We start from the raw sequence: 11,540 nt of genomic DNA, 5'->3' as shown, positions 1-11,540 counted from the left end.
CCGTGAAAGCCCCATCCTTCCCTACCATTCCTCACGGGTGGGAGGCGTCCATACCATTTCTCTCAGATGTTGGAGCCTCCTCAAAACCCGGGGCGATTCAGACCGGCCTCAGGGAGATTTTCGAAGCGCGCACTTGCCCATGTCAAACGTCAACCCCTCGTTACGATACCCCCAGACAGCGGTAAAGTTGCGGGTATCGTCGTTATTTCCGGAATCGATTGTCAATGAAACGATTATCGGCTCATTTCCGGGATGCGCAGTTGGTATGAGCTTACCGATCGCCGTAAGGTTACCCGAGGCCGGATCCCTGAATACAGTCGCCTTGGCTGCGTAGCAGTTCGTCCATAGGCAAGCTGATAACTCGCCGGTTGCCGTGCTGTAGGCGAACCACTCGGCATGCTGGAAATCGCTGACTATCTTTTCGCACTGGTCTATGGTGCACTCATATTTGATATCCGGCCTGCAATCATATTCCCGGTTTTCCTGCCCAGCCGCGATCACCGGGCTTGATGACAGCATAGACAACAATGACAACAATGCGGAGCCGCAGAAGGCATCATCCCGGCGCCCATGATGCGCCCGCCGACACTCGTCACTGGGGTCCATTACGGTTCCGCAATGGTAAATCCCCATTCCCTCAGCCGGGAGATAAAAGCCGGCAGGTCCCTGGCAGTCCCCGCTTGCACATGCATGAGAATACTGAAGGATTCCCTACGCGGCTGTTGCTCGAACTGACTCTCGATATTGTTTATTTTTTCCGGTCCCAGACCTTGAGGGGTTTTCCAATCCTCGGTATCGATGTCCCAGGTTACGATGGCCAGGGATAGATCCCGTGCCACCTCGACCAACTCCGGATCGAGGTGACCACGGAATCCCCCCGCCCCGTATGGCGGACGGATTTTAGTCGGCGTTATGCCGGTCGTTTTCTCGATTATGTTTTGGGTGCGTTCCAGTTCACTGCGCACGCTTTGTTCCGACGCCCGTTCAAGATCTGAATGGCTCCAGGAATGGTTCTGAATGTCATGCCCCTGATCGACAATCATTCTTGCCGCTTCGGGATATTGCCTTACCTCGTCGCCCAGAACATAAAACTCCGCCTTGATTTCCTCCTGTCGTAGCGTCTGCAGGATGCTTTCAAGTGCTGCCAGGGGCACTGGCCCGTCGTCGAACGACAGTACTACCGATTTTTCATCACCCAGCATTCTAATTCTCCCGATAAGATGAATGAATAACGCAACCCTGGCCATGCCACTGGCTCATCTGTTCCTGAATCCAGGTATTGCTCCTGCGCCGGTGCCGCCCGCTGGAGTGCGGCCGAATGAAGCCGTGATTTTTTTGCTGCTATGTTATGGATACAAAGAACGTTATCATTGGATAGCCTTTTTAACTATTAGATCAACGCTGGCAGCTAGTCAAGTTTGGTATATTCGAGGTGTCTCCCAGGTATGGTTGCTGAACGCGAAACACATATATTCATTTTCTGCAATTTTTTATAAGGAAATCTCACATGAGCCAATATCGCATTGCCATAGTGATCGGCAGCCTTCGCCATGATTCGTTCAACCGCAAACTGGCTGCTGCAGTGATGCGACTGGCTCCGCCGGAGCTTACTTTCAAACAATCCCAAATCGGCGATCTGCCGCTCTACAATCAGGACGACGATGGAAACCAGGCGGACTCAGTCAAGCGATTGAAGAGCGAAATTACGAATGCCCACGGGCTTCTGTTCGTCACGCCCGAATACAATCGTTCGATGCCGGGTGTGCTCAAGAACGCGATTGATCACGCCTCGCGTCCCTACGGGGAGAATGCCTGGGCCGGAAAACCCGCGGGCGTGATGGGTGCCTCCATTGGCGCGGCGGGCACAGCCATGGCCCAACAGCACCTGCGCAATACCCTCGCTTACCTGGATGTACCGACGCTCGGCCAGCCTGAAGCGTTTATCCATGTGAAAGAAGGATTGTTCGACGAGAACGGAGGCATCGGGATTGAAGATACGAGAAAATTCCTGCAAAACTGGATGGACCACTATGTTGCCTGGGTGAAAAAGCTGGCCGACTGATAAACCAGTTTTTATGGTTGAAGCGCTTTTGCTTGGACTACTCCTCGCGCCCGGGACTTGCCGCTGGCCTGATGATCATCCTCAACGATTGATCCTTGGTAAAGTAAGCGACTCCCCAGTTGAACAAGGTCATTATCCTGTTTCGATAGGTAATCAAGGAAAAAAGATGAATGAACAGCCATGTCATCCAGGCAGCCCAGCCGTTGAAGTGGATTTCGGGCTTGGGAAGGTCTGCCACGGCTTTATTTCGCCCGATTATGGCCATCGAACCCTTGTCATGATAGAAAAACGACTTTAATGGTCTGCCATAAAGTACGGCGAGCAGGTTGCCGGCCAGGTTTTTACCCTGCTGAAGCGCTACCTGCGCCAATTGCGGGTGCCCCTGCGGAAAATTCCCGTCGGTAACCATCAGGCAAGTATCGCCGATAGCATAGATATTCGAGATGCCCTTCACCCTGTTATGCTCGTCCACTAGAAGCCGGTTGCCGCGACCATAGCAATCCGGCGGAACGCCTTCGAACACTTTTGCGGTTACCCCCGCGGTCCAGAGCAGGATTCGGGTCTTGATCGTTTCGCCATCGGCAAAGAGGACGGCATTGTTTACATAATCCTTCACCAGTTTGTTCAGCTGTACTTTCACGCCCATTTCAACCAGCCGGTCATAAGCATATTGCTGCGATTTTTCGCTCATCGAGGTCAGCAACCCGGGTGATGCATCGACAAGGTAGATATCTACTTCGTGGCCGGCCAATTCCGGATAATCCTTTTGCAGGATATTCTCGCGCATCTCCGCGAACATTCCCGCAATTTCAACCCCGGTGGGTCCGCCACCCGCGATGACGACCGAGAGCGGCACCTTTTGCGCTCCGGCGGCGGCAACCGTTGCCTCCTCCATTTTCTGGATCATGTCGTTGCGGATTTCTATTGCATCATCCACTGTTTTCATCGGTAGGGCTGCCTTGCGGATATTTTCCATTCCAAAATAGTTAGTCTCCGTGCCCGTGGCGAGAACAAGATAATCATAAGACAGCTCTCCGGTAGACAAAAGAACCTTGTTGTCTTCCGCAATAACCTTTTGCAGGTCGCCCAGACGGAAACTTACGTTCCTTCTGCCATGAAAGAATTTGCGAAATGGATAACAGATATTGGATACCTCAAGAAAACCCGTCGCAACCTGATACAAAAGCGGCGGAAAGAAGTTGTAATTATTCATATCGACTAGCGTGACATGAAAACCGGGTTCTTCAGCCAGGTGCTTCACCAGGTTAAGCCCTGCAAAGCCGCCGCCGATGATGACAACTTCTTTTTGCATTTTTTATATGCCGAGAATGACAGGAAGCTCAAATATCAAGACATATCTTGCCGAAGTGCCGGTTGGATTCCTGATAGCGGAAAGCCTCCACAAGTTGTTCCAACGGAAAATGCCGATCGATCATCGGGCGCATTCCATTAGCATCAATGGCGCGGATCATTTCCATCTGTTGGCGGCGGCTGCCGACGACCAGTCCCTTGAGGCACAACTGGCGCGTGAGAACCGGGAGCAACGGCAGCGTTCCCGTCACGCCGGAGAGGATGCCGATGATCGCGATGTGCCCACCGATGCGTGCCGCTACCATGGATTGCGCCAATGTCGAAGGTCCGCCTACCTCTATGACATGATCAACCCCGCGACCCGCCGTCAAGCGGCGCACCGAGTCGCCCCAATTCTGGTCTTTCCGATAGTTGATCAGGTAGTCTGCGCCTAGCGCTTCCAGCCGGCCAAGCTTCTCATCGCTGGATGAGGTGGCGATTACCGTCGCGCCCGCCATCCTGGCGAATTGCAAAGCAAATACCGAAACGCCGCCGGTGCCCTGGATCAACACGGTCTCGCCGGGCTTCAACGCGCCATCCACCATCAATGCGCGCCAGGCTGTCAATCCCGCGCAGGTAAGCGTGGCCGCCTCGGCGTGGCTATATCCCTTGGGCGCACGGGTGAACGCAGTGGCAGGCATGGTTACCTGCTGGCGCGCAAAACCATCGATGCCATCGCCTGGAACGGTGCTCATATCATCAATCTCAGGCTCACCGTCCAGCCACATCGGACAGAAAGTACTGACGACATGATCACCCGACGCGAATTCAGTCACGCCCTCACCCGTCGCGACAACCTCTCCCGCTCCATCCGACATGGGGATACGCGCAACGGAGGGGGCCCACATCCCGCTGACCACTGCGTAATCATGATAATTAAGCGAACTCGCCTGGATGCGGACCGTGATCTCGCCCGGTTTCGGCGGTAAAGGATCGCTTGTGCCCAGCGTTACACGATCAAACCCCCCGCCTGGCTGCACGTAAATGGCCTTGTTGGTCATGTTGTTTCTCCTGTCGAAGCTTGGAACAGGTTGAGATGGAAAGAACGTTTTTGTGGTTGTAGCGTATATACTTTATCAGGTTGCAAACAACTAAACGACACTCGCGAGGTCAGGCATCCTCACGGATTCGAAGAGATCACTTGCCCATGCGGGCCCCCGATCAAAAAACGCTCGACACCGTCTTTGTCTTTTGATGAACAAGGAAAAACAAATCCATGGAATCCAGGGCCATCATCAACACCGAAAACATAATTACTACCAAGGAATTGTTCACGCGTATCAAACGGCTGGAACAGGAACTGAATTACCACTGTTCCGATGAATATTCGAAAGAGCTGAAGGCGCTGAAAATACTGGAGAGAAACGTTGAAGCCGCCGCCACGGTTTCGACCTATGAACCGGGCTCGGACCTGGTTCGCGACAGTTATCTGGAGGAATATAAAAAAGCCGTACAAACGCTACAGGGTACGGCGAATACGGGTGAAGTACCCTTCCGTCCCGTTGATTTCGGCGGCATAACCTATTGGCTGCGTCAATGAAGCTTAAGCCTGGTTGCGCTTGAGCTTCAATCCGACTCGCGGCATTATTGCATCCGCTGGATTTGCTTGAGCGCCTCACTCGGCTGGCCCATCGCATTTTTGCGCGCATCTCTGCGGTCCCGGTATATTCCCGCCCGTATGAGCAGCATCGAGGTCACCGGAGATGTCGTTACGACAAATAGCGAAATCAGCAGTTCCTGAAAGACGAACCGTTGCGCATGCAAGGAAGCGATCAATATCGATGCCAGCAATACGCAACCGAGGCCGAGCGTATTGCCCATGGTAGGCGCATGTATCCGCGAAAACAGATCAGGCAGCCTGAGCAGGCCGAAGGAGCCCGTCAGCGCGAGCACCGCGCCCGAGATCAGCAGCAAGGAAGCCAGCACATCCGCCCATACTGGAATATCCGTTGTCATCATGACTCGATTACCTCTCCGCGCAGCAGAAATTTTGCCATGGCTGCCGAACCGACAAAGCCGAACAGCGCAATCAGCAGGGCGATATCGAAATATATTCTGGACCCGAACTGGATGCCGAGCGTCAGCACAGTCAGCATGGAATTAACATAGAGCGTATCCAGCGCCAGCACGCGATCTTCCGCAGCCGGCCCACGCAGTAGCCGGATAGCCGCGCAAATCATGGCCAGTGCAAAAGCAATCAGCGCGAAGGATAGGGCCCAGGGTAGCAGCGTATTCATTCGAAAATCTCCATCAGGGGGCGTTCATAACGGTCTTTGATCGTACGGACCCAGGCCTCCTCATCTTGCAGGTCGAGGACATGGATCGTCAAGGCAGCACCATCCGGCGCCAGTCCCGCCCAGATGGTGCCAGGTGTCGCAGTCACTATACAGGCAAGCGTGGCGAGCCCATACGGATCGCGCATATCAATAGGGATTTGCATGAAGCCGGAATTCGAGCGTGCTTTCGCCGACCCGAAAATAATACGTGCAACCGCGATATTGGAGAGGGTGATATCAAGCAACACAACGAACATCAGCTTGACCGCAACCAGGAGGTGACCGGGACGCGCGCGCGATCGCAGCATTGCAGCAGTCGCAAGGGAGACAGTTATCGTCATGGCGAGGCCCAGCACGATCTGGCCCGGCGCCAGCGAATCATTGAGCAGGAGCCAGATCGCGAACAGAACTATCGTAAACAGCGACAGAGATGGCCATCTTTTCATCGCTCAGGTTCCCCAGTCCCAAATGACGGGGATGATAAAAGGCCGTTCCCCAGCACGGCATCAATATATACTTGCGGTGACGACAACGAAATCTCGGTAAGTGCGAGATAATTGGCAGCCGGCCCGGCTCCCGCCGTGAGCCCCATGCTCAGCAGCAGCAACATGGCCACCGGGGCGGCTTCGGTCAGATGCAGCCGCGGCGTAACGATCTCATCCGAACTCCAGAACAGGCGCATGCCCATTCTGCACAATGCAATGATGCCGGCCAACCCGGACCCTAATATCGCTGCCCATAACGCCCAGGTCGAGGCCGACACAGTCTCGAGCGGCGCGGTTCCCAGCGCGGCCGAAAGAATCATGAATTTGCCGACGAAGCCGGATAGCGGCGGCAATCCCGTTACCAGCAGCGCACACGATACGAAGCTCAGGCCCAGAAACGCCATGGCTGCGGGTAGCACAATACCCACCACTTCATCCGGACGGGCAGGGTCGAGCGGATCGTCGAGGCCGAATGATTCCAGCGAGACGTCTATCGCGTTGTCGCCAAATCGCTGGGTACGCTCGATCATTTCGCTCAGCATGAAAAAAGCGCCGGTCGCCAACACAGAACTGACCAGATAAAACATCGCCGCGCCTTTCATCCCCTCTCCCCCCAACCCAAGCGCCGCCAATAACGTGCCGGCTGACACGATGACACAATACGCAGCCAACCGCTGTGGTTGCTGTACGCTGAGCATGCCTGCGGTACCGAGTGCAAGCGTGACCATGCCGATGCCGAACAGCCACCCATCGTTGAACGGCGCAGGTGCGCCCGAGACAGACAGCAGCGACCCCAATCGCAGCAGCGCATAAATCCCTACTTTGGTCAGGATTGAAAAGGCCGCCGCCACCGGCGCCGCCGCAGCGCCATAAGCCGCGGGCAGCCAGAAGTTCAATGGCCATGCGCCAGCCTTGACCAGAAATGCCACACCGAGGATCGCAGCACCCGCTTCGAATAAAATACGGTCGCCGTCGTCCAGTCCCGGCACGCGCACGGCCAGATCCGCCATGTTCAGTGTTCCGCTTGCACCATAAATCAGCGATACACCGATCAGAAAAACAAGCGAAGCCGCCAGATTAATGGCGATGTAATGCAAGCCTGCCTTGACGCGAGCAGCGCCCAGACCATGCAGGAGCAAACCGTACGACGCAGCCAGCAACACTTCGACAAACACGAACAGGTTGAACAGGTCGCCGGTGAGAAAAGCGCCATTCACGCCCATGATCAAAAACTGGAACAGTGACTGGAAATGAGGCCCCATCCTTTTCCAGCGCGCCAGCGCATATACCAGCGATGACAGTGCCAATACCGCGGTCAGCATCAGCATCACAGCCGACAGGCGATCCGCCACCAGCACGATACCAAACGGCGCTTCCCAGCCGCCTAGCAGATATACCGCGATTCCTCCCGGCCAAATCTCCGGCATGCCGCGATTGGCCATATATACGAGCAAGGCCGCCACCCCAAGATTTGCCAGCGTGGCACTGAGTGCAATGAACGTGCGGGTGGTGCGCCGAGGTTCGGCAAACAGCAACATTACCGCCCCCGCCACGAGCGGTATGACTACCGGCAATACCGGCAAATGCTGTAGCCAGCTCAAGGTTCAGGCTCCTCCTCGCCATCGACGTGATCCGTGCCGGTCAAGCCCCTGGATGCGAGCAAGACAACCAGAAACAGTGCCGTCGTGGCAAAACTGATCACGATTGCTGTCAGCACCAGCGCCTGGGGCACAGGATCGTCAAAGAGCGATGGGTCGGGGTCGAGCGTGGCAATGATAGGCGGGAGATGGACAGCCAGTCGCCCCATGCCAAAAATGAACAGATTGACCGCGTAAGACAGCAGTGAGAACCCGATAATGACCTGAAAGGTACGCGGCCGCAGCAGCAGCCATACGCCAGATCCGGTCAGCACGCCAATCGCAAGAGCGTAGACAATTTCCATCAAGCCTCCGGTCCCGCCTGTGCAGGAAGCGCTGCCACGCTGACCGTGGCCGCCTCGGGCCGTGCCTGGGCCGCGCTTTTCCGATGGGCCCGTAACGATTGGTGCGCGAGCGCCACCAGGATCAGCACCGTTGATCCGATCACCAGAAAATAGACGCCCAGGTCGAACAACAGTACCGTGGAAAGATGCAGTTCGCCGATTACCGGCAACGTTCCGTGCCACGCCAGGGCGGAGAGAAAGGGACGTGTTGCCACCCATGCCGATAAACCCGCGCCCGCCGCGCACAAAAGTCCTGCCCCGATCCAGTAATGCGGGCGAATACGCGTGCGCGACTCCGCCCAGGCCGTGCCGCCGACGAGGTATTGCAGAATAATTGCCGTCGCCATGATGAGCCCGCCCACGAACCCGCCGCCGGGCTCATTATGCCCGCGCAGCAGAAAAAATACCGATACCATGCCCGCAACGGGCAGCAGTAGCTGAACGAGCGTACCCGGCACCATCATCGGGCCCGGCGGCAGCGGCGCATGCGGGTCGGGCGATGCCATGCCTGTCTGCCCATCCTGCTCGCGCTGCTGCTGCGGCGGTTCCATGCTCTCTGGCGCGGGGCGGAACCGCCGCAGCAGAGCGAACACAGTCAGCGCAACGATTCCAACCACCGTAATTTCACCCAGCGTATCGAAACCGCGAAAATCGACAAGTATCACATTGATCACGTTGGAGCCGCCGCCCAGCGGCAACGAATTTTCGATGAAGAAATGGGAGATTCCTTTTCCAGCCTGCCGCGTCAGTATTGCATAGCTCAACATGGCCAGGCTGGCGCCGGCAATGCTTGCAAGCGCCAGGTCCCGCAGGCGCCGGCTACGCGCCCGCACCCGTGCCCCAAATGAATCCAGTGCATCATCGATCCAGGCGTACCGGGGCGGAAGCCAGCGCAGGCCAAGCAGGATCAGGACAACCGTCACAACCTCTACAACCAGTTGCGTCAGGGCCAGGTCGGGCGCCGAAAACCAGACGAATGTCATGGCTGTGGCGAGCCCCGCGCCACCTGCAAGGCTAAGCGCAGCAAGACGATGGTATTTGGCCTGAGTCGCTGCACCGATTGCGCACGCCGCGCCCACCAGCCACAGCAGCGCGAATGCCGGCTGGAACGCCGACCCGGCCATATTGCCCGCCGGCAGCCCCTTGTGCAAGGGGATCAATGCAATGGCGAACACCGCGCAAATCAGGAGCAGCAACTGGACTTGCAAACGTTCTGTTGAAAGCCACCGCATCAGCCAGGCCGCCACCCCATCGAGCTTCTGGATCGTAAATTCAAAAAGGCGCCTGCCGTCGAAGCGGTTGATCAGCGGTACTACCGCCGCGCCCTGCTGGTATTTGCCGAGCGCCAGATAGAGCCCGGTTCCGACAACCATTGCCACCAGGCTCATCACCAGCGGGAGATTCAGCCCATGCCAGACGGCCAGGCTATAGGACGGCATGTATGCGCCCAACACCGAACGGGCCGCCGTATCCAGGAAAGGCCCCATGGTCGCGGCTGGAAACATGCCGACCACCAGGCAAGCCAGTACAAGCAGTGCGCTGGGCAGCAGCATCCAGCGTGGCGGCTCGTGCGGCTTTCTTGGTAAATCCTGTGCAGGCGGCCCGAAAAATACCTGCAGGATAAAACGCAACGAATAAGCAACGCTGAATATTCCCCAGATCACAGCCAGCACGGGCAAGCCAATACGCGTGATTGCATGGCCGCTGACAAACATCGTTTCCGCGAAGAACATTTCTTTTGAAAGGAAACCATTGAGCAGCGGGACACCCGCCATCGATGCCGCCGCAACCATGGCCAGCGTCGCGGTGATGGGCATGGCCCGATACAACCCGCTCAGCCGGGTAAGATCCCGCGTGCCGGTCTCGTGGTCGACCATGCCGGCCGCCATGAATAGCGACGCTTTGAACGTCGCATGATTCATGATATGAAAAATAGCCGCGATCAATGCCAGCGAGCTGTTCAGACCCAGCAGCAGCGTGATCAGCCCCAGATGGCTGATGGTCGAATACGCCAGCACACCCTTCATGTCCCGCTGGAAAATCGCCGCATAGGCGCCCAACACAAGCGTAATGAGACCCGAGGTACCAATGATCCAGAACCAGGCTTGCGTACCGGCGAGCACAGGCCAGAGCCGCACCAGTAGAAATACTCCTGCCTTGACCATGGTCGCCGAATGAAGGTAAACGGATACCGGCGTCGGCGCCGCCATCGCGTGCGGTAGCCAGAAGTGAAACGGAAACTGGGCGCTTTTGGTGAGTGCACCCAGCGCGACCAGGACCAGCGCCGGCAGATACCATACATCCGCGCGGATGAGGTCGCCAGAAGCCAGCACGACATCCAGGTCATAACTGCCGACGATATGCCCCAGTATCAGCATGCCCGCAAGCAGGCATAAACCACCGGCCGCTGTCACGGTGAGTGCCATGCGGGCGCCACGGCGCGCATCCACCCGGTGGTACCAGTAAGCGATGAGCATGAACGACGTCAGGCTGGTCAGTTCCCAGAAAAACACTAGCTGAATGAGATTACCCGAGAGCACAACCCCTAGCATGGCGCCCATGAAAGCCAGAAAGAACGCGAAAAAGCGCGGCACGGGATCTTGCGCCGCCATGTAGTAGCGCGCGTACAGTATGACCAGCGCCCCCATCACGGACACCAGCATGGCAAACAGCCAGGCGAAACCATCTACGCGAAACGTAAAATCCAGGCCCAGTTCCGGCACCCAGGGCAAGACTGCGCGCACCACGCCCTCGCTGGCCACCTGCGGGTAGAGCTGAAACGTCAGCGTGACGCAGGCAACCGCAACCGCGCCCGCGAGCCATACCGCCGCATTGCGTGCGTGAGACGGCAGGAATGCCGCGCAGAGGCTGCCGGCAAAAGGCAGGATGACAATCCAGATTGGTGACATGAGTATTGTTATTGCTCCCAGGAATAACGGTGCAAACCCGAGGGCAACTGACGGTCAACTGTGTTGTGCGTTGTCTGCACCACCTGAACCGTCCGCTTCGAAAAAGAACCCAAGTTTTCCCGTGCCTGTGATTTTAAATGTGATGGCTCTCTAGATTGACAGCTAAATAGAGATTATCGCTGTTGTTGAGTCAGCGGCGCAGCATTTCAGACAACGGATATCGTGTTTTCCACGGATTTTACCGCAGACTAACCGTTAACCCTACCATTGATCGCATGGGGTCAAGACGGTGGCTATGAAATATGCGTGCAGAATTCCTGAGCTTCTTGCAAAAGCAAAATAGCGAGAAATCTTCTATTGTTCTATAAGGTTAGAAGAGTTCAAAGCCCAACCATCCCACTAAAGTAAACGCGGGCGTGCCCTATGATTTGGAAATGCGACGAATAGATGGGTTGTCAGGAGTAAATTCAAATGGTA

12 protein-coding genes are annotated in these 11,540 nt (G+C 56.4%); 2 read left to right on the top strand and 10 right to left on the bottom strand.

The annotated features are described in order from the left end of the window. Nucleotides 1-108: 108 nt before the first annotated feature. Nucleotides 109-606, bottom strand: a complete 498-nt coding sequence (locus BLS94_RS13920; protein ID WP_090962353.1) for a hypothetical protein — start codon at nt 604-606, stop codon at nt 109-111. After that, nucleotides 606-1,202, bottom strand: coding sequence for a polysaccharide deacetylase family protein (locus tag BLS94_RS13915; RefSeq protein ID WP_090962349.1), 597 nt, complete (start codon nt 1,200-1,202; stop codon nt 606-608). The genes BLS94_RS13920 and BLS94_RS13915 overlap by 1 nt, the downstream gene beginning before the upstream one ends. Before the next feature lie 305 nt (nt 1,203-1,507). Here BLS94_RS13915 and BLS94_RS13910 point away from each other — a divergent pair, with 305 nt between their 5' ends. Further along, a complete protein-coding gene (locus BLS94_RS13910; protein ID WP_072767468.1) occupies nt 1,508-2,062 on the top strand; it encodes an NADPH-dependent FMN reductase in 555 nt (184 codons plus the stop codon). A 37-nt stretch (nt 2,063-2,099) separates the two neighbouring features. Here the strand turns inward: BLS94_RS13910 and BLS94_RS13905 are convergent, their stop codons facing one another. Further along, entirely contained in the window at nt 2,100-3,374 is a 1,275-nt protein-coding gene (locus BLS94_RS13905; RefSeq protein ID WP_090962345.1) for an NAD(P)/FAD-dependent oxidoreductase, read from the bottom strand. Between the two features lie 28 nt (nt 3,375-3,402). Further along, nucleotides 3,403-4,413: a zinc-dependent alcohol dehydrogenase family protein gene (locus BLS94_RS13900; RefSeq protein WP_090962342.1), complete on the bottom strand. Its 1,011-nt coding sequence runs from the start codon at nt 4,411-4,413 to the stop codon at nt 3,403-3,405. Between the two features lie 215 nt (nt 4,414-4,628). Between BLS94_RS13900 and BLS94_RS13895 the strand changes: the two genes are divergently transcribed. Beyond that, nucleotides 4,629-4,952 (top strand): hypothetical protein, encoded by a 324-nt coding sequence (locus BLS94_RS13895; protein WP_090962339.1) that lies wholly within the window; start codon nt 4,629-4,631, stop codon nt 4,950-4,952. Between the two features lie 44 nt (nt 4,953-4,996). Here BLS94_RS13895 and mnhG read toward each other — a convergent pair whose 3' ends face one another. The 6 genes from mnhG to BLS94_RS13865 are packed head-to-tail and all read right to left on the bottom strand — an operon-like array spanning nt 4,997 to nt 11,063. Beyond that, on the bottom strand, nt 4,997-5,371 hold the full coding sequence (gene mnhG / locus BLS94_RS13890) for a monovalent cation/H(+) antiporter subunit G (RefSeq protein WP_072767464.1): 375 nt from the start codon (nt 5,369-5,371) through the stop codon (nt 4,997-4,999). Next, the gene (locus BLS94_RS13885) at nt 5,368-5,649 is read right to left on the bottom strand and encodes a K+/H+ antiporter subunit F (protein ID WP_072767463.1); all 282 of its coding nucleotides are present in this window, start codon (nt 5,647-5,649) and stop codon (nt 5,368-5,370) included. Before BLS94_RS13885 ends, mnhG begins: the two co-directional genes overlap by 4 nt. Continuing rightward, a complete protein-coding gene (locus BLS94_RS13880) occupies nt 5,646-6,134 on the bottom strand; it encodes a Na+/H+ antiporter subunit E (RefSeq protein ID WP_072767462.1) in 489 nt (162 codons plus the stop codon). The genes BLS94_RS13885 and BLS94_RS13880 overlap by 4 nt, the downstream gene beginning before the upstream one ends. Beyond that, nucleotides 6,131-7,774 (bottom strand): monovalent cation/H+ antiporter subunit D, encoded by a 1,644-nt coding sequence (locus BLS94_RS13875; protein ID WP_090962336.1) that lies wholly within the window; start codon nt 7,772-7,774, stop codon nt 6,131-6,133. The genes BLS94_RS13880 and BLS94_RS13875 overlap by 4 nt, the downstream gene beginning before the upstream one ends. After that, nucleotides 7,771-8,115, bottom strand: coding sequence for a Na+/H+ antiporter subunit C (locus BLS94_RS13870; protein WP_072767460.1), 345 nt, complete (start codon nt 8,113-8,115; stop codon nt 7,771-7,773). Before BLS94_RS13870 ends, BLS94_RS13875 begins: the two co-directional genes overlap by 4 nt. Then, nucleotides 8,115-11,063, bottom strand: coding sequence for a monovalent cation/H+ antiporter subunit A (locus tag BLS94_RS13865; RefSeq protein WP_090962333.1), 2,949 nt, complete (start codon nt 11,061-11,063; stop codon nt 8,115-8,117). The genes BLS94_RS13870 and BLS94_RS13865 overlap by 1 nt, the downstream gene beginning before the upstream one ends. Nucleotides 11,064-11,540 lie beyond the last annotated feature (477 nt).

The organism is Nitrosospira sp. Nsp18 (assembly GCF_900103145.1).
In the GTDB taxonomy this organism is placed as follows: domain Bacteria; phylum Pseudomonadota; class Gammaproteobacteria; order Burkholderiales; family Nitrosomonadaceae; genus Nitrosospira.
Note: the sequence above shows the minus strand (reverse complement) of the source record. Positions and strands in the feature narration are given on the sequence as shown.

Coding starts and splice junctions, on each gene's coding strand:
- BLS94_RS13915 (WP_090962349.1), bottom strand. CDS start 1,202: ATGCTGGGTGATGAAAAATCGGTAGTACTGTCGTTCGACGACGGGCCA.
- BLS94_RS13920 (WP_090962353.1), bottom strand. CDS start 606: ATGGACCCCAGTGACGAGTGTCGGCGGGCGCATCATGGGCGCCGGGAT.
- BLS94_RS13880 (WP_072767462.1), bottom strand. CDS start 6,134: ATGAAAAGATGGCCATCTCTGTCGCTGTTTACGATAGTTCTGTTCGCG.
- BLS94_RS13865 (WP_090962333.1), bottom strand. CDS start 11,063: ATGTCACCAATCTGGATTGTCATCCTGCCTTTTGCCGGCAGCCTCTGC.
- BLS94_RS13885 (WP_072767463.1), bottom strand. CDS start 5,649: ATGAATACGCTGCTACCCTGGGCCCTATCCTTCGCGCTGATTGCTTTT.
- BLS94_RS13870 (WP_072767460.1), bottom strand. CDS start 8,115: ATGGAAATTGTCTACGCTCTTGCGATTGGCGTGCTGACCGGATCTGGC.
- mnhG (WP_072767464.1), bottom strand. CDS start 5,371: ATGATGACAACGGATATTCCAGTATGGGCGGATGTGCTGGCTTCCTTG.
- BLS94_RS13895 (WP_090962339.1), top strand. CDS start 4,629: ATGGAATCCAGGGCCATCATCAACACCGAAAACATAATTACTACCAAG.
- BLS94_RS13900 (WP_090962342.1), bottom strand. CDS start 4,413: ATGACCAACAAGGCCATTTACGTGCAGCCAGGCGGGGGGTTTGATCGT.
- BLS94_RS13905 (WP_090962345.1), bottom strand. CDS start 3,374: ATGCAAAAAGAAGTTGTCATCATCGGCGGCGGCTTTGCAGGGCTTAAC.
- BLS94_RS13910 (WP_072767468.1), top strand. CDS start 1,508: ATGAGCCAATATCGCATTGCCATAGTGATCGGCAGCCTTCGCCATGAT.